The sequence below is a fragment of the Silicimonas algicola genome (genome assembly GCF_003970735.1).
GTDB classification, from domain to species: Bacteria; Pseudomonadota; Alphaproteobacteria; order Rhodobacterales; family Rhodobacteraceae; genus Silicimonas; species Silicimonas algicola.
In genome coordinates this window covers 3,301,685-3,319,002 of record NZ_CP034588.1, presented here as the reverse complement: position 1 = coordinate 3,319,002, position 17,318 = coordinate 3,301,685, and the positions used below count along the sequence as shown (strand labels likewise).

At 66.2% G+C, this 17,318-nt stretch carries 16 protein-coding genes; 8 read left to right on the top strand and 8 right to left on the bottom strand.

Annotation, left to right across the window (positions count from 1 at the left end; genetic code table 11):
• Nucleotides 1-11 precede the first annotated feature (11 nt).
• The 5 genes from EF888_RS16240 to alr all read right to left on the bottom strand — a co-directional run bounded on the left by EF888_RS16240 (nt 12) and on the right by alr (nt 4,227).
• Nucleotides 12-794, bottom strand: coding sequence for a DNA repair protein (locus tag EF888_RS16240; protein WP_109759818.1), 783 nt, complete (start codon nt 792-794; stop codon nt 12-14).
• A gap of 123 nt (nt 795-917) precedes the next feature.
• Nucleotides 918-1,508 carry a hypothetical protein gene (locus EF888_RS16235; RefSeq protein ID WP_109759819.1) on the bottom strand — a complete coding sequence of 197 codons (591 nt, stop codon included), beginning with the start codon at nt 1,506-1,508 and terminating at the stop codon, nt 918-920.
• 144 nt (nt 1,509-1,652) lie between these two features.
• On the bottom strand, nt 1,653-2,414 hold the full coding sequence (locus tag EF888_RS16230; protein ID WP_109759820.1) for an ABC transporter ATP-binding protein: 762 nt from the start codon (nt 2,412-2,414) through the stop codon (nt 1,653-1,655).
• Nucleotides 2,411-3,184, bottom strand: coding sequence for an MlaE family ABC transporter permease (locus EF888_RS16225; protein ID WP_109759821.1), 774 nt, complete (start codon nt 3,182-3,184; stop codon nt 2,411-2,413). Before EF888_RS16225 ends, EF888_RS16230 begins: the two co-directional genes overlap by 4 nt.
• Entirely contained in the window at nt 3,181-4,227 is a 1,047-nt protein-coding gene (gene alr / locus EF888_RS16220) for an alanine racemase (RefSeq protein ID WP_109759937.1), read from the bottom strand. The genes EF888_RS16225 and alr overlap by 4 nt, the downstream gene beginning before the upstream one ends.
• A gap of 139 nt (nt 4,228-4,366) precedes the next feature.
• Here alr and EF888_RS16215 point away from each other — a divergent pair, with 139 nt between their 5' ends.
• The gene (locus tag EF888_RS16215) at nt 4,367-5,008 is read left to right on the top strand and encodes a histidine phosphatase family protein (RefSeq protein WP_109759822.1); all 642 of its coding nucleotides are present in this window, start codon (nt 4,367-4,369) and stop codon (nt 5,006-5,008) included.
• Nucleotides 5,009-5,021: 13 nt separating this feature from the next.
• Nucleotides 5,022-5,630, top strand: a complete 609-nt coding sequence (locus EF888_RS16210) for a glutathione S-transferase family protein (RefSeq protein ID WP_109759938.1) — start codon at nt 5,022-5,024, stop codon at nt 5,628-5,630.
• Here EF888_RS16210 and EF888_RS16205 read toward each other — a convergent pair.
• A complete protein-coding gene (locus EF888_RS16205) occupies nt 5,621-6,943 on the bottom strand; it encodes a mechanosensitive ion channel family protein (RefSeq protein WP_109759823.1) in 1,323 nt (440 codons plus the stop codon). The two genes, EF888_RS16210 and EF888_RS16205, sit on opposite strands and share 10 nt — an antisense overlap.
• 116 nt (nt 6,944-7,059) lie before the next feature.
• Here EF888_RS16205 and EF888_RS16200 point away from each other — a divergent pair, with 116 nt between their 5' ends.
• Both EF888_RS16200 and EF888_RS16195 read left to right on the top strand, forming a co-directional pair.
• A complete protein-coding gene (locus EF888_RS16200) occupies nt 7,060-8,025 on the top strand; it encodes a DUF3179 domain-containing protein (protein ID WP_109759824.1) in 966 nt (321 codons plus the stop codon).
• Nucleotides 8,026-8,116: 91 nt separating this feature from the next.
• A complete protein-coding gene (locus EF888_RS16195) occupies nt 8,117-9,295 on the top strand; it encodes a lipase family protein (RefSeq protein ID WP_109759825.1) in 1,179 nt (392 codons plus the stop codon).
• Here EF888_RS16195 and carB read toward each other — a convergent pair.
• Together carB and EF888_RS16185 are read right to left on the bottom strand one after the other, a co-directional pair.
• Nucleotides 9,292-12,621, bottom strand: a complete 3,330-nt coding sequence (gene carB, locus EF888_RS16190; RefSeq protein ID WP_109759826.1) for a carbamoyl-phosphate synthase large subunit — start codon at nt 12,619-12,621, stop codon at nt 9,292-9,294. The two genes, EF888_RS16195 and carB, sit on opposite strands and share 4 nt — an antisense overlap.
• A gap of 36 nt (nt 12,622-12,657) precedes the next feature.
• Nucleotides 12,658-13,800: a glycosyltransferase family 87 protein gene (locus EF888_RS16185; RefSeq protein WP_164721735.1), complete on the bottom strand. Its 1,143-nt coding sequence runs from the start codon at nt 13,798-13,800 to the stop codon at nt 12,658-12,660.
• A 254-nt stretch (nt 13,801-14,054) separates the two neighbouring features.
• Here EF888_RS16185 and EF888_RS16180 point away from each other — a divergent pair, with 254 nt between their 5' ends.
• The 4 genes from EF888_RS16180 to EF888_RS16165 all read left to right on the top strand — a co-directional run bounded on the left by EF888_RS16180 (nt 14,055) and on the right by EF888_RS16165 (nt 17,277).
• Complete coding sequence (locus EF888_RS16180) at nt 14,055-14,699, top strand: CPBP family glutamic-type intramembrane protease (protein ID WP_109759828.1); 645 nt, start codon at nt 14,055-14,057, stop codon at nt 14,697-14,699.
• Between the two features lie 72 nt (nt 14,700-14,771).
• On the top strand, nt 14,772-16,175 hold the full coding sequence (locus EF888_RS16175) for a cytochrome ubiquinol oxidase subunit I (protein ID WP_109759829.1): 1,404 nt from the start codon (nt 14,772-14,774) through the stop codon (nt 16,173-16,175).
• Nucleotides 16,175-17,182, top strand: a complete 1,008-nt coding sequence (gene cydB / locus EF888_RS16170; protein WP_109759939.1) for a cytochrome d ubiquinol oxidase subunit II — start codon at nt 16,175-16,177, stop codon at nt 17,180-17,182. The genes EF888_RS16175 and cydB overlap by 1 nt, the downstream gene beginning before the upstream one ends.
• Nucleotides 17,182-17,277 carry a DUF2474 family protein gene (locus tag EF888_RS16165; RefSeq protein ID WP_109759830.1) on the top strand — a complete coding sequence of 32 codons (96 nt, stop codon included), beginning with the start codon at nt 17,182-17,184 and terminating at the stop codon, nt 17,275-17,277. Before cydB ends, EF888_RS16165 begins: the two co-directional genes overlap by 1 nt.
• The last annotated feature ends 41 nt before the right edge of the window (nt 17,278-17,318 follow it).

Here is a 17,318-nt window from a genome sequence, read left to right as displayed (position 1 = left end):
GCATCGGCGCGTCACTCGGCGGGGACCGCCGCAGGCCGGGGGCGGGGCAGCTGGGGAAGCTCCAGGACTTGCGGGTCGCGACGACGGCGAACGGGCGACAGACCCAGTTCTTCCGTCAGCGTGTCGAGTTCCGCGATGAGCTGGTTCATCCGAGAGACGGCGACGTCCTCCTCGATCTCGACGCGGCTCTTCCACTGTCTTAGATCGCGGGTGACCTCCAGAGCCCGCGCGATCCGCACCTCCATCTGGTCGGCTTCGCGCTGGCGTGCCTCGAGGCTGTCGCGGGCGCGCGCAACGGCTTCGTCGGAATAACGCTCTGCGAGGCCCTCGCTGACCCGGCTCATCTGGGCCGCGACCTCGAGAAGGTCGGCGTCGAGATGGCCGAGGTCGGGATGCTCTTTCAGCCAGATGAGACGTTCGCGGACAGCGTCGTATTCGCTGGAGACGTTGAAGACACCGGTGCGGTCGGCGCGGTGCGCGGCCCAATAGGCGTTCGCCACATCCTCCATCCGCATCCGGAAGCTGCGATGCGACGTTTCAAGCGCGAGGATGCGCCAGTTCGCCGGCATGTAGGCCAGGAGGAGGAGGGTCAGCGCGAAAGCCGCGCCATGAAGGAGAAGTCCCGCCTCCCGGACGCTGCCGTCCGAGAGGACGAGAGGAACCTCCAGCCGGGGCAGGAGACCCGAAAGCGACAGGAGGAAGGTTCCACCGACACACAGCACCAAACCGAGGACGAATACCATCGACGCAACCTGCATCGCCCTCGCCCACCACCAAAAACCGACCTTGGACATCGATCACCACCTATCCGGCACTCGGCGAATTTCCGCCTGTCGCACCGGAACTACGCATGGGAGTGTCGAGAGTTCCGCGTGAAACCATTTGTTTCCAAACACGGATCAATCAGTCGCGGCCTGTCAACCCCTGCTGAGAAAGGGCAACTCCAGAGTATCCGGCGCAGGAAGAAGCTTCGGCCGCCGTGTGTCGGACGAGCCGTTGCCGCGCATGTCCCGCGCGATGGACATGAGCATCCGGGTGCGCGTGACGGGGTTGCGGGCTGGTCGGAACGGCCCCTTGTCGAAGATCGACGGCAGCGACGGTTTGCTGTGCCGGAAGACGGGCACCGGTGTGCCGGGTGTGTCCGGATCCTCAAGGACAAGGGGGGCGGGCCGCTGGCGTGACGTGAATGTCAGGACGACATCGGTCAAGGGGTCGGCCTCGTACCGCTGTCGCCGCGAGACGTCGCACAAGAGAACGACACCGATCCAGATCGCGGGGCAGAACGCGGCGAGGATGAAGAACACCCAGCTTGCCCGTGCGAGGCCGAGGGTCCAGGGCGCAAGGCCGGCCGCCGTGATCGCCGCTAAGAGGCAGGCAAAGGCGTAAATCCACGAGTTGGCCGACTTCGACAGCATCAGCCGACGAAACGCCAGCCATCCGACGGTCATCGGAAGAACGACCACGAAGGTCTTGAAAAGGAGAAGGAACAACGGGCTGAGGATGTCCATTCTATGACTCCGTCTGCCACCCCGACGCGGCATATCGCGCATTGTCGTTAAAAATGCGTAACTTGTCCCGCGACTGTTTCCGTCTGGGAACCGAATTGTTGCAAGAATGCAAGAACTCGGTCTGCTCCGGCTCGCCGAGGGTCATTACCGAAGCGTCTCGATCGGTCCGTTGGGACTGCCCGTGATGAACTGCGTCAGGTAAGGGTCGCCGCTTGCGTCCATCTCGGTCACGGGGCCGGTCCAGCGGATCTTTCCCCGGTGCAGCATCGCGACCTCGTCCGCGATGGCGCGCACGCTGGTCATGTCGTGCGTGATGGTCATGGCGGTGGCGCCCATCTCGACCACGATCTCGCGGATCAGGTCGTTGATGACGCCGGACATGATCGGGTCGAGGCCCGTTGTCGGTTCGTCGAAGAAGATGATCTCGGGCTCTGCCGCGATGGCGCGGGCGAGGCTGACGCGCTTCTGCATCCCGCCCGAAAGCTCGGCCGGATAAAGGTCGGCCACATCGGGCGACAGGCCGACACGCCGCAGCTTTTCGATGGCGATCTCGCGGGCCTCGGTCCAGGGACGTTTCAGCGAGCCGCGCAACAGGCGGAAGGCCACGTTCTGCCAGACGGGCAGAGAGTCGAACAGCGCGCCGCCCTGGAACAGCATCCCGAACCGCGCGAGGAAGGCGTCGCGCTCGGACGAGCCCTGGCGAAGGCGCGTCACGTCCTGACCGTCGACGGTGATGATGCCTCGGTCGGGCTCGATCAGGCCAAGGACGCACTTGAGGCAGACCGACTTGCCCGTCCCCGAACCGCCGATGATGACCATGCTGCGGCCCTTGCCGATCGACAGGTCGATCCCGCGCAGAACCTCCTTGGGTCCGAAGGCCTTGTGGACGTCGCGAAGCTCGATCATGCGGCGAAGAACAGTTCGGTGAGGATGAAGTTGGCGGCGAGGATCAGCACGCTTGCCGCGACAACGGCTGTCTTGGTGGCGCTGCCGACGCCCTGCGCGCCGCGGGCGGACTGCATCCCGTAGTAGCACCCCATCAGCGCCGCGAGAAAGCCGAAGACGGCGCCTTTCGTCATGGACGACACGATGTCGAGCGGTTCGAGGAAGTCGATGGTGTTGCGCAGGTAGGTCGAGGCGTTGAAGCCGAGGCGGTTCACGCCGACGACGTAGCCGCCGAAGATGCCGATGACGTCGCCCACGGCCACGAGCAGCGGCATGACGAGCGTCGCGGCGAGGACGCGCGGCAAGGTCAGGTACTTCATCGGGTGCGTCGACAGGGTGACGAGGGCGTCGATCTGCTCGGTCACCTTCATCGTGGCGATCTCGGCGGCGATGGACGAGGTGACGCGGGCGGCGATCATCAGGCCGACGAGGACGGGACCAAGCTCGCGCACCATGCCGATGGCGACGATCTGGGGCACCACCGCCTCGGCCGAGAAGCGCGCGCCACCAGCGTAGATCTGAAGCGCCAGCGCGCCACCGGTGAAAATGGTCGTCAGCCCGACGACGGGGAGGGAGAAGTAGCCGATCTGGAGCAGCGCGTGTCCGAACTCTCGGGGATACCAGGGTGGCCGAAACAGGTGCGAGACGGTCTCGATCCCGAAAAGCGCCGTGCGACCGATGGCGGCGAGAAGCGCCAGCACCGCCCGTCCGACGGCGGCGAGAAGGCTCATGCGGCGCCCTCGTAGTGGCGGGCATAGCGGTGGCCGAGCGAGGTCAGGATCTCGTAGCCGATGGTGCCCGCTGCATCGGCCAGGTCGTCGACCGATTGGTGCGGGCCGAGGATATCGAGCGTCTCGGGGATCTCCTCGAGGTGGGTCACGTCGACGGTAATGAGGTCCATCGACACGCGCCCCACGATGGGGCAGGGGACGTCGCCCGCCCAGACCCGACCGTTGGATCCCAAGCCGCGGATCAGCCCGTCGGCATAGCCGGCCGAGATGGTGGCGATGCAGCTTTCGACATTGGCGGTCCAGGTGTTGCCGTACCCCACGGTCTCGAAGGGCCGCACGATGCGGGTCTGCACGATCGGAGCGGAGAGGGCGACGACGGGCGTCGCATCATCGAAAGGCCGACCGCCATAAAGGCCGATGCCGGGGCGCACGAGATCGAAGTGGTATTCGGTTCCGAGGAGGATGCCGCCCGTCGCGGCGAGCGACCGGCGATGCGCGATGCCGTCCGTCATGGTGCGGAAGCTGTGAAGCTGCTGCGCGTTCATCGGATGGTCTGGTTCGTCGGCGCAGGCGAGGTGGCTCATCACGAGGCGCGGCCCTGCATCCATCAACTCGGACTTGAGCGCGTCCCAATCGCCGCGCTCCATCCCCAGGCGGTTCATCCCGGTGTCGAGCTGGACGCCGAAGGGGTGACCGGGAGCGGACTGGAAGTGCCGAGCGACCTGCTCGGGCGCGTTGAGCATCGGGATCAGTCGGTGCTGTTGCAGAAGGTCGGTGTCGCCGTGCATGTGGCCGGAAAAGACATGGATGTCGGCGTCCGTCCCGACTGCCCGCCGGATGATGACCCCTTCCGAGGCGACGGCGACGAAGAAGCTTCGTACACCTGAGGCATGGAGCTTGCGCGCCACGTCCGTCGCACCCGTGCCATAGCCGTCGGCCTTGACGGCCGCTCCGGTCTCGACATGGGGCTGGGACAGGGCATCGAGGGCGCGCCAGTTGGCGGCGACGGCATCGAGATCGACGGTGAGATGCGCGGCTCCCATCCGCGCGGTGTCGGCGAAGGGGCGCGCGGCGTCAAGTCCCCTATGGGGCAGCACGGAGGACGGAGAAGGATCGAGCGCGGCGGATTTGCGATTGCGCCCGCCCGTCCTGTTGCCTAGCCCTCGGAGCAGGGAGGACGGCATGGGCGAAATCATCCTGGTGCGTCACGGCCAGGCCAATTCGGGCGCGTTGACCGAGGCCGACTATGACCGGCTGAGCGACCTCGGTCACCGCCAGGCCGCGTGGCTGGGCGAGTGGATGCGCGAGAACGACTACGCGTTCGACCATGTCCTGGCCGGCACCATGCGACGGCACCGCGAGACGGCGGCGGCGATGAAGATCGCCCCCGACGAGGACGCGCGGCTGAACGAGCTGGACTACTACACCCTGAGCCAAAGCCTGCATGACCGAAGCGGCGAGCCCATGCCCACGGGCGACAGCTTCGCCGACCACATGCCCAAGGTCTTTGCCGCCTGGGCGGCGGCCGAGATCATCGGCGCCGAGACCTACGAGCGGTTCGAGACGCGGGTGGCCGAGCTTCTGACCGAGGCCGCGGTTCCCGGGCGGCGGCTGCTCTGCATCACCTCGGGCGGCGTCATCGGGATGATGCTGCGCCATGTCCTCGACCTCGACATGATGAAGATGAGCCGGGTCATGCTGCCGATCTGGAACACCTCTATCCACCGCCTTCACGTCCGCGACGGCGAGACGATCCTCGCCGGATACAACGCCATTCCGCACCTCGAGGCGCCCGAGCGCGCCGGGTCGCGGAGCTATTACTGAGGGATTTGCGATGCTGAAACTCTACTGCGCCCCCGTCACCATCTCGACCGCCGTCGTGTGCCTTCTGAACGAGGGCGCGGAATGGGAGCCGATCCGCGTCGATGTGCGCGGAGGCGAGCAGTCGCGGCCAGAGTATCTTCGGATCAATCCGAAGGGCCGGGTGCCGGTGCTGGTGACGCCGGAGGGTCTTCTGACCGAGACGGGCGCCGTCCTCGAATACATCGCCGAGACCGCGCTGCCCGACTTCATGCCGACGGATGCCTTCGGCAAGGCGCGGGTGCGCGAGGTGATGTTCTACCTCGCCTCGACGATGCACGTGAACCACGCGCACCTGCGCCGCGCGTCCCGGTGGGCCGACGACCCCGCCGCACAGGAGGCGATGTCGGCCAAGGTGCCCGAGACGATGCGCGCCTCGGCAGCCTACCTCGAGGGCGTCGTCGAGGGGCCGTTTCTTTTCGGCGACCGCCCGACGATCGCGGATTTCTATCTCTACACGCCGGTCTATTGGCTTGAAGGGGACAAGGTGGATGTCTCGGACTTCCCCAAGCTGGCCGCGTTCAAGGCCGCGATGGAGGGTCGTGCGTCGGTGAAGAGGGCCTGGGCGGACGGCTTCTATGGCTGAGCCTCGGACCGCGTGACGGCCAAGCTGTCGTTCAGCACCCTGACCTCGCGCTGAGGGAAAGGGATCGAGATGCCATTGGCCTTGAAGGTGTCCCAGAGGGCGAGGAAGACGTTGCCCCGGATGTTGGTCAGGCCGTCCGACGGATCTACGATCCAGAAGCGCAGGATGTAGTTCACCGAGCTGTCTCCGAAGCCGGTGATGTGGCAGACGGGCGGGCGCGAGGAGAGGACGCGGTTGACGCTCGCGGCCGCCTCGATCGCCAGTTTCCGCACCTTGTGGGGGTCGTCGTCGTAGCTGGTGCCGAAGTCGATGTCGATGCGGACGAAGTCGTTGGAATGCGACCAGTTCACCACCTGCCCGGTGATCAGATCCTCGTTCGGGATCAGATACTCCTTGCCGTCCCGCGTGGTGATCGAGACATAGCGCGCGCCAAGGGCGTTGATCCATCCGAAGGTGTCACCGATCGAGATGACGTCGCCCGGCTTGATCGACTTGTCGAGGAGGATGATGACCCCCGAGACGAGGTTCGAGACCACCTTCTGGAGGCCGAATCCGAGGCCGACGCCGATGGCGCCGGACAGGACGGCGAGGCCCGTCAGGTCGACCCCGACGAACTTGAGGCCGATGAAGAAGGCCGCGCCGAAGAGGAGGATCTGGAGGATCTTGACCGCCAGCACCTGCATCGAAGGCGAGATGTCGTCGTTCGCGCGGATGCGGTTCGCCGTGGTCTGGCTGATGAGCCGGGCGAGGGTGAAGAGGACGGCGATGGCCGCCGCGGCCTGGATCACCGTCAGGATCGAGAGGTGGAAGTCGCCGATGTCGATGGCGAGGCTGTCGAGAAGCCGCGACGCCTCGTCCGCGACGCCGAGGTAGTAGAGCGTCACGAAGATCCACAGCGCCCAGGACACGATGCGGCGGAGAAGCTCGTTGCGAACAAGGCGCGCCGCCAGACCCACGAGGAGGATGGCAATCGCGATGGTGCCCACGAGCTCGAGCAGGAAGCGGCGCGAGGGGAAGGGGTTGATCTCGGCCATGATGCGCGCGGCGATCCACACGAAAAGCGTGAAGGCCATGAGGAAAATGCGTCGGCGGATCAGAAGAAGCCAGCGCAGTTGCCACTTCGGCCTGCCTTCGAGCGTGTGCATCCATGCGTTGAAATGCGGCTTGATCCAGCGCGAGACGCCCCAGGCGAAGGCGATACAGACGACGAGAATCCCGATCTGGTAAAGCCGCGAGGGCTGCAGCAGCAGCCGACCCTGGAGCAGGGCCTGGTTCCAGAGGTCGGCGAGCTGCGTCCAGAGATCCGCGTCCATGCCTCAGAATGGCGTCCGGTCGAGGCTGGTGCAAGGCGGGCGAGGTCTCACCGAGGCGTGACCTCGGCCTTGGTGGGTCCGTGGTATGGGTGACCTCGGGAAGAGGAGGTCCGGGGATGCATCGCCGCGCTGTGCTGTCCTGTCTTGTTTTTCTGTGTCTGGCGGGAGGTCGAGCCGGTGCCGATCCGGAGTTCTGGAAGTCCGAGTGGCCACGGACGGATTTCGGGCGCACCGCCGTGGAGAGTTGGGTCGAGATCCAGTCGGGCGGACCGCCGCGGGACGGGATCCCGGCTCTCGACGCGCCGGGCTTCGTGAAAGTCGCGGCAAAGCGGGGGATCGAGGATCGGGAGCCGGTGATCGCTCTCGAGGTCGAAGGCGAAACGCCCCGCGCCTATCCCGTGCGCTACCTGATGTGGCACGAGATCGTCAACGACACTGTGGGTGGGATGCCTGTGGCGGTGACGTTCTGCCCGCTGTGCAATTCCGGCATCGTGTTCGACCGGCGCGTGGGTGGGCGCGTGCTGTCCTTCGGGGTGACGGGGAAGCTGCGCAATTCGGACATGGTGATGTACGACCGGGAGACCGAAAGCTGGTGGCAGCAGGCCACGGGCGAGGGGATCGTGGGCGAGATGACCGGGCGCGACCTGCGGCCCCTGCCGTCGTGGATGGAAAGCTGGGACGAGTTTCGTATGCGAAACCCGGACGCACTGGTGATGGCCGAGCCCGCCTCGGGGCGATCCTACGGGCGAAACCCTTATGTTTCCTACGATTCCGCCGCGCGGCCGTTTCTCTATTCGGGGGAGTTGCCGCCGCATGGCATAAACCCCTTGGCCCGCGTGGTTCGCGTCGGCGAGCGTGCCTGGCCGGTGGAGCGGATCCGGCGCGAGGGTCAGGTGACGGAGGCGGGCGTGACGATCTCGTGGTCTCAGGGTCAGGCGTCGGCGCTGGACGCGGCGCGGATCGGCGAAGGGCGAGAGGTCGGCACGATCCGGGTGCGGGACGGCTCGGGGGCGGACGTGGCGCATGATGTTCTCTTCGCCTTCCATGCGTTCTGGCCGGAGGGGCGGTGGATGCTGCGATGAGGGCCTTCGGTATCGCGTCGGTATCACGTCGGTATTGCGTCGGTGCGGGACACGAGCCGAGACTGTCCTGAAACGGTGACCGGAGGCTGGCATGAGACGATGGCTCGGGGGTGTGGCGGCGGCGCTGACGGTTCTGATCGTGACCGTCTGGATCGTGGCGCTGCCCTCCCGTCCGGATGGGTTCTACCGCGCGGGTGACGGTGAGCCGGGACCTCCGGGACGCCTGATCGCGGCGGAGGCTTTCACCCGAGGTGTCCCCGAGGGCGCGCGGGGCTGGCGCATCCTCTACACGACGACGCGGGGCGACGGGTCGCCGGCGGTGGCGAGCGCGGTGATCGTGGCGCCGGAGGGCGCGGAGGGTCAGGTGCCGGTCGTTGCCTATGCCCACGGCACCACCGGCGTCGCGGCGGGCTGCGCGCCGTCGATGTTCGACAATCCCTTCCCGAACGTGCCGGGCTTTCCCGCACTTCTCGACGAAGGCTGGGCCTATGTGGCGACGGACTATGTCGGCCTGGGGACAGGGGGCGGGCACCGCTACCTCGACGGACCCGACGCGGCGCGGGCGGTGCTCGACTCGGTCCGGGCGGCCCGGACCTTGGCCGAAGCGCCCCTTGGCGGCCCCGTGGCGGTCTGGGGCCATTCGCAGGGCGGTCACTCGGCGCTCTGGACGGCGCAGATTGTGCGCGACTATGCGCCCGACCTCGATCTGGCGGGCGTGGCCGCGATCTCGCCGGCCAGCGACCTGCCCGCGCTTCTGGCGGCGGCGGGCCATTCGATCTTCGGCACGATCATCCAGGCCTACCTCGTGGCGGGGTACGACCGCGCCTATCCCGACATCGACGCCTGGGGTCACGTCGACTGGAGGGTGCAGCCGCTCGTCCGCGACATGGCGCGGCGCTGCATCGAGTTTCCCGACATCTGGATGTCCATCGCCGAGGCCGGGCTGATCCCGGAACGGGGGGTCTTCGCGCGTTTGCCGGGAGAGGGCGCCTTCGGGGACCGGCTGAGGATGAACGTGCCTCGCGGACCCTTTCCGGTGCCGCTTCTTGTCGGTCACGGGGGGCGCGACGACCTTGTCCTGCCGGAGGTGCAGGACGGCTATGTCGCGAGCCTCTGCGCGGCGGGCGAGGCCGTGGACTATCGGACCTATCCGGAGGAGGACCACGTCTCGGTCGTGCAGCCGGTCTCGCCGCTGACCGCCGAGCTGATCGGCTGGACGCGGGCGCGGTTCGCGGGCGAGGCCTTTTCAGGCACCTGCCCGCCGCCCTAGCCCTGAAGCGGCCTCACCGTCATCTCGCCTTCGGCCCGGCTGACCATCGCCAGCGCCGCGGCGTGGGCGGCGGCGGCCGTGGTGAAGTAGGGGATCTTGTCCATCAGCGTCACGTTGCGCATGGACCGCGAGTCCTCGATGGCCTGCGTGCCCTCGGTGGTGTTCATCACGAGATCGACCTCGCCGTCCTTCATCACGTCGACGATGGTGCGTCCACCCTCGTAGCCCTTGTTGACGATGTCGGACGAGATGCCGTTCTCGTTCAGGAATTTCGCCGTCCCGCGCGTGGCGAGGATCTTGAGGCCGAGCCCGGTCAGCATCCGCGCGGTCTCGACCAGCATGGACGTCTTGTCGGAGTCCTTGATCGAGATGAAGACCGTGCCGCGTTCGGGCAGGACGGTTCCGGCACCTAGCTGCGCCTTGAGGAAGGCGCGCGCGAAGGTGCGGTCCCAGCCCATGACCTCGCCGGTGGAACGCATCTCGGGGCCGAGGAGGGTATCCACGCCGGGGAAGCGGGCGAAGGGCAGGACGGCTTCCTTGACGCTGAACCAGGGCGTGCGGAAGTCGGACAGGGCCATCGGGTCGGACATCGGGATCACGGTATCCTCGTCCACCTGAACATGCGGCGGAGAGGCGGGGAAGGCCGAGAGCTTTTCGCCCGCCATGAGCCGCGCCGCGATGGAGGCGATGGCGCTGTCGGTCGCCTTGGCGACGAAGGGCACTGTGCGCGAGGCGCGGGGGTTCACCTCGATCAGGTAGATGTCGTCGCCCTTGATCGCGAACTGGATGTTCATCAGCCCGACGACGTGCAGCTCGCGCGCCAGCGCCTTTGTCTGGACGATCAACTCGTCGATGATGGCCTTCGGCAGCGTGTGAGGCGGGAGCGAGCAGGCGCTGTCGCCGGAATGGACGCCGGCTTCCTCGATGTGCTCCATGATGCCCGCGACGTGAACGGCCTCGCCGTCGCAGAGCGCGTCCACGTCGACCTCCGTCGCGCCGTCGAGGTAGCGGTCGAGAAGGACGGGGCTGTCGCCCGAGACGACGACCGCGTCGCGGATGTAGCGGCGCAGGTTGTCCATGTCGCGCACGATCTCCATCGCGCGGCCGCCAAGGACGTAGGACGGGCGGATGACCAGCGGGAAGCCGATCTCGGCTGCGATTTCCAACGCCTGCTCGTCGGACCGCGCGATGCCGTTGTGCGGCTGCTTCAGGCCGAGCCGGTTGACGAGGTCCTGGAACCGCTCGCGGTCCTCGGCGAGGTCGATGGCGTCGGGCGTGGTTCCGAGGATCGGGATGCCGGCGTCGTGGAGCGCGTTGGCGAGTTTGAGCGGTGTCTGGCCGCCGAACTGGACGATGACGCCGTGGAGCGTGCCGTTCTGCTGCTCGACGCGCAGGATCTCCATGACGTGCTCGAAGGTCAGCGGCTCGAAATAGAGCCGGTCCGAGGTGTCGTAGTCGGTCGAGACCGTCTCCGGGTTGCAGTTGACCATGATGGTCTCGTAACCCACGTCCGAAAGCGCGAAACAGGCGTGGCAGCAGCAGTAGTCGAACTCGATCCCCTGGCCGATGCGGTTCGGGCCGCCGCCGAGGATGACGACCTTGGTCTTGCCCGACGGCCGCGCCTCGCATTCGACCTCGCCCATCATGGGGACCTCGTAGGTCGAGTACATGTAGGGCGTCTGGGCCTCGAACTCGGCCGCGCAGGTGTCGATGCGCTTGAAGACCGCGATGACGCCCAGGTCGAGCCGCGCCTTGCGGACCTGCTCCTCGGTCTTGCCCGTCAGCGTGGCGAGGCGGGCGTCGGTGAAGCCCATCATCTTGAGGTGTCTCAGACCCGTCTCGGTCGCAGGCAGGCCCTCGGCCCGGACGGCATCCTCGGTCTCTACGATCTCGCGGATGCGGGCGAGGAACCAGGGGTCGAAGGCCGTGACGGCGTTGATGTCGTCGTCCGACAGCCCGTGGCGCATCGCCTGCGCGATGGTGCGCATCCGGTCGGGCGTCTGCTTCGACAGCGCGGCGGTGATCGCGGCCTTGTCGGGCGCGCCGGGGATGTCGACCTCGTCAAAGCCGGTCAGCCCGGTCTCGAGCGAGGCCAGCGCCTTCTGCACGCTTTCGTGGAAGGTGCGGCCGATGGCCATCGCCTCGCCCACCGACTTCATCGCGGTGGTGAGTTCGGGCTTGGCGCCGGGAAACTTCTCGAAGGCGAAGCGCGGGATCTTGGTCACGACATAGTCGATGGTCGGCTCGAACGAGGCGGGCGTGACCTTGGTTATGTCGTTGTCGAGTTCGTCGAGGGTGAAACCGACGGCGAGCTTCGCGGCGATCTTGGCGATGGGAAAGCCCGTGGCCTTAGACGCCAGCGCCGAGGAGCGCGACACGCGGGGGTTCATCTCGATCACGATCATGCGGCCGTCGGCGGGGTTCACGGCCCACTGGACGTTCGATCCGCCCGTCTCGACCCCGATCTCGCGCAGGACGGCGATCGAGGCCGTGCGCATGGCCTGGTATTCCTTGTCGGTCAGCGTCAGCGCAGGGGCGACGGTGATCGAGTCGCCGGTGTGGACGCCCATCGGGTCGATGTTCTCGATCGAGCAGACGATGATGGCGTTATCCGCGCGGTCGCGAACCACCTCCATCTCGAACTCCTTCCAGCCGAGAAGGCTTTCGTCGATCAGGATCTGGGCGACGGGCGAGGCCTCGAGCCCGCGGCGGCAGGTCTCGAAGTATTCGTCGCGGTTGTAGGCGACGCCGCCGCCGGTGCCGCCGAGGGTGTAGGCGGGGCGGATGATCGCGGGCAGGCCGACTTCCTCGAGTGCCTCCATCGCGGCTTCGAGGCCCTTGGCGATGTCGTAGCGGCCTTGCGAGATCTTCGGCGCCGAGACGATGGCGGCCTTGGGGTTCTCGAGCCCGATGCGGTCCATCGCCTCGCGGAAGAGCTTGCGGTCCTCGGCCATCTCGATGGCCTCGCGCTTGGCGCCGATCATCTCGACGCCGTATTTCGCCAGCACGCCCATCTCCTCGAGCGCAAGCGAGGTGTTGAGCCCGGTCTGCCCGCCCATGGTCGGCAGAAGGGCGTCGGGGCGTTCCTTCTCGATGATCTTGGCCACGACCTCGGGGGTGATCGGCTCGATGTAGGTCGCGTCGGCCAGACCCGGGTCGGTCATGATGGTGGCGGGGTTCGAGTTGACGAGGATGACGCGGTAGCCTTCCTCGCGGAGCGCCTTGCAGGCCTGCGCGCCGGAATAGTCGAACTCGCAGGCCTGACCGATGACGATGGGACCGGCTCCAATGATCATGATCGACTGGATGTCGGTTCTCTTCGGCATCGGCCGATCCCCCATAGGTCACGCAAATTGTCGGCGTTATAGGGATTGGGGTCCGAGGTGCAAGGGGCGTTTGGGTGGGAGGGCTGCGACCCACAAGCACAGCGCTCCCAAGGCGCAGACGGCAAGGAACGCGACTTCGTGCCCTCCGGGATGCATGATCGTCAGTCCCAACGACGGATAGACGTAAGGCGAACGAAGTACGAAGGTCAGAAGGACCTGAAGCGGGACAACACCCCAGGGCGATACGTAGCCATAAAGCGCCGGCAGAAAGACCAGCGCAGGGATCAGGTGGTATACCCATGTCAGCGGAGACACGACGGCGACTGCGATGATCGCGGCCGGCCAGAAGAAGGGCGCGCGGGTTCCCCGACGCCACGCCAGCCACGACACGCCGAGCACGACCGTCATCTGCAGCACGACGTCGAAGATCCGCCAGGCGGGCGTCTTCAGCATGACGTGCCACCCGATCTTCAGCCCCGTCTCTTCGGTGCTGAAGCGAGTCAACTCATCCCAGTACAGGTGCCTCGCGATCATGGGATCGAAGGAATAGTTGGCAAGTGTATAGAGCACGCTGCCAGAGATGGCGCGAATCTCGTTCAGGAAGGCGGCGTGCATCGGCCATCCGGCGACGGCTATGGAAAGAAGTCCCAGCGCACAGCCCATGAGCGCGAATGAGGTGAACGCCCGCCGCTCGCCTCCCGCAAGCCAGAAGACGGCGAAAAGCACCGGATAGAGCTTGAGAGAGGCGGCAAGCGCCATTGCTGCGCCTCCTGCAATGGGGGCGCCACGGGTGGTACGCTCGATCCCGAGGAGAATGAGGAAGCTCACGAGGATCTGAGGCTGATTTTCATCGAGCGCCAACATGAAGGGAAGGGTCACGCTCGCGGTCGGCCACGCCAGAAGCAGGTAAAGGCGACGCGGGATGGCGAGCTGCGTGATACGGGGAACGAGGACGACCATTGCGGCGATCATCGAAAGATTTGCTGCCGCCATGAACAATCCGAAGGACTTGAAGGTCGAAATTGCGACGACCTTGGACATGACCCAGGCCCAGAGCGGGGGATAGATGAACGGGTACACCGCCGTTTCCCGTCCTTCCGCGACGACGGTGTCGATCCACGGCTGAGGCGGGCGCATCGTGAAGAGGCCGTCCGACCCCCGGTAGATCAGTTCGGGCACCGAACCGTCGTTCCAGAAGTTCCCAGCCAACCACAAGGCAAGCAGGTCTGAAGAAGACGGGAACCCAATGCTTGCTACGAGCGTAGCCGCAATCGCGATCAGGATCGCAACTTCAGAGCGCGTGTAGTCCATGTGCCTGCGAGCCTGCTCTTCTTCCTTGTTCGCGCGCGCAGGTTATGCAGGGTCGAAGGCGGAACAATGGCCGTGGGCGTGCGAGGAAGGGGCGAGTTGTGAAATCGCAACAAGACGGACCGATGTCCCCGCCGATCCGCCTGCATATCGAGTTCGCCCTGCTATATCTTGCGGCCCCCGCCGTGATGGCGGTCGCGGTGCCTCCGGGGTGGCTGTTTCCGGTGCTGGGCGTCTTCAGTCTTCTCAGTATCGCCCTTCTTCTCGTCACGCCCAGCTTCCACCTGCTAGAGCTTGTGGAGGGCTGGCGGCGGGTTTCGCTTCGTCTCGTTCTGGGCGTCGCGGTGGTGACGGCGGGGGTCGGCAGCGCCGTCGTGCTCGCCACGGCGCCTGGCTCCTTCCTGGGCCTCGTCCGTGGCAATCCGGGGCTGATGCTGATGATCGCGGCGCTTTACCCGCTCGTGTCGGCCTTGCCGCAGGAGCTGGTCTACCGCGCGCTGTTCTTCGGCCGCTATGTCGCGATCCTGCCGCGCGAAGCGGGACCGGCGGTGCTTTTGAACGCGGCTGTCTTTTCCTTCGCGCATCTGATGTACTGGAGCTGGATCGTCCTGGGGATGACCTTCGCGGGCGGATTGCTCTTTGGCTGGAGCCACAGGGTCCGCCGCAACTTCCCCGAGGCGGTCGTTGTCCATGCGGTGGCGGGCATCGTCTTGTTCGCCGTGGGGATGGGGGCCTATTTCTACTCGGGCAACGTGCGCCGCCCGTTCTGACCTGCGACAGCGCGTCCGGTGGCGGCGCGCGCAAAGGCGCCTACCTTCTGTTCCAACCAACAGGGGTCGCCCATGCTGGCCGGTTATACCGCCGAGACACTTGCCCGCCTCCAGTTCGCGTTCACGGTGTCGTTCCACATCGTCTTTCCCGCGTTCTCGATCGGGCTGGCGTCCTACCTTGCCGTGCTGAACGGGCTGTGGCTCTGGACGCGCGACCGGGTCTACCTGACGCTCTTCGACTTCTGGAAGGCAATCTTCGCCATCGCCTTCGGGATGGGCGTCGTCTCGGGCATCGTGATGTCCTACCAGTTCGGGACCAACTGGTCCGTCTTCTCGGACCGCACGGGGCCGGTGCTGGGGCCGCTGATGGCCTACGAGGTGCTGACCGCCTTCTTCCTCGAGGCCGGCTTCCTGGGGATCATGCTGTTCGGCCGAAAGCGCGTGGGCGACGGGCTGCACATGATGGCGACGGGGATGGTGGCCGTCGGCACTCTGGTGTCGGCGACCTGGATCCTGTCGGTCAACTCGTGGATGCACACGCCGCAGGGGTTCGGGATGAACGACGTCGGGCAGTTCATCCCGCTCGACTGGTGGGCGATCATCTTCAACCCGTCCTTCCCCTATCGCCTGACACACATGGTGCTTGCGGCCTACCTGACGACGGCCTTCGTGGTGGGAGCGGTGGGCGCATGGCACCTGCTCAGGACGCCGGGGCGGAGGTCGGCGCTGGTCATGTTCTCGATGGCGATGTGGATGGCGACGCTGGTGACGCCCTTGCAGATCCTCGCGGGCGACATGCACGGGCTGAACACGCTCGAGCATCAGCCCGCCAAGGTCATGGCGATGGAAGGCCATTTCGAAAGCCATCCCGACGGCGCGCCGCTGATCCTGTTCGGGCTGGTGAACGAGGACGAGAAGCGGATCGACTATTCGATCGAGATTCCGAAGCTGTCCTCGCTGATCCTGAAGCACCACCTCGACGCTCCTCTCGACGGGCTGGACACCATCCCCGACGACGAGGAGCCACCGGTTTCCATCGTGTTCTATACGTTCCGCGTAATGGTCGCCCTTGGCTTCGCCATGCTGGGGATCGGGCTGTGGAGCCTCTGGGCGCGGTGGCGCGGCGGTCTGGGCGAGGCGACGTGGCTTCAGCGCGCGGCCGTCGTCATGGGGCCTGCGGGATTCATAGCGGTGCTGGCGGGATGGATCACGACCGAGGTTGGACGCCAGCCCTGGACGGTCTACGGGCTGATGCGGACGTCCGAGTCGCTGTCGCCCATCGATGCGCCGGCCGTGGCCTCGTCGCTTGTCGCCTTCATCATCGTCTACTTCTTCGTCTTCGGCGCTGGCATCTATTACATCCTGCGGCTGATGGACAAGGGGCCGGGACAGGCGAAGGTCGAGGGGCCGACGCGGACGGCGGGCACCACGCCCGCGCAGCAGGTTCAGGACGAACGGCCGGAGATGCAGCAATGATGTTCGGATACGAGCTTTCCTTCCTCTGGGCCGGGCTCATCGCCTTCGCCGTGCTGACCTATGTCGTGCTCGACGGCTTCGACCTGGGGATCGGCATCCTGTTTCCGTTCTATCCCAACGAGAAGCACCGCGACGTGATGATGAATTCGGTCGCCCCGGTCTGGGACGGCAACGAGACCTGGCTGGTCCTGGGCGGGGGCGGGCTGATGGCGGTCTTTCCCCTGGCCTATGCCGTGGTGATGCCGGCGCTCTACATGCCGATCATCCTGATGCTGCTCGCGCTTGTCTTCCGGGGCGTGTCCTTCGAGTTCCGCTGGAAGACGACGCGGTGGCGCGGGGTGTGGGACATCGCTTTCTTCGGCGGCTCGCTGATTGCGGCGCTGTCTCAGGGCATCGCGCTTGGCGCGCTGGTGCAGGGCATCGAGGTCGAGAACCGCGCCTATGCGGGCGGCTGGTGGGACTGGCTGACGCCGTTCTCGCTGATGACGGGTGTCGCGGTGGCGACGGGATACGCGCTTCTGGGCGCGACGTGGATCATCATGAAGACCGAGGGCACGGTCGCCGACCGGATGCGGCGGCACGCGCTTCAGCTTGGCGCAGCGACGCTGGTCTTCATCGGGATCGTCAGCCTCTGGACGCCGTTCCAGGACCGCGTCTACTTCGAGCGCTGGTTCACCGGCGCGACGTGGTACTGGTCGGTGATCGTGCCGGTCCTGATGGCGGCGGCGGCCTTCGTCCTGTGGCGCGGCATCGCCTATCGCCACGACGTGACGCCGTTCCTCGCGTCGCTGTCGATCTTCGTGCTGTCCTTCGTCGGCATCGGGGTCAGCTTCTATCCGATGATCGTGCCACCCTCCCTTACCATCGTCGAGGCGGCGGCGCCCGAGTCCTCGCTGCGCTTCGCGCTGGTGGGCGCGCTGATCCTGATCCCGATCATCCTGATCTATACCGCCTATTCCTATTGGGTGTTCCGCGGCAAGATCGACCCGGACGAGGGCTATCACTGATGGCGCGGCGGCTTCTGTGGTTCGCGGCGCTCTGGATCGCGGGCGTGGCCGCGCTTGGCGTCGTGGCGCTTCTGATCCGCGCCGCGATCTACTGACCGCCGCCTTGACTTCCGCGCCGCCGCGCGGTGTATCGGCC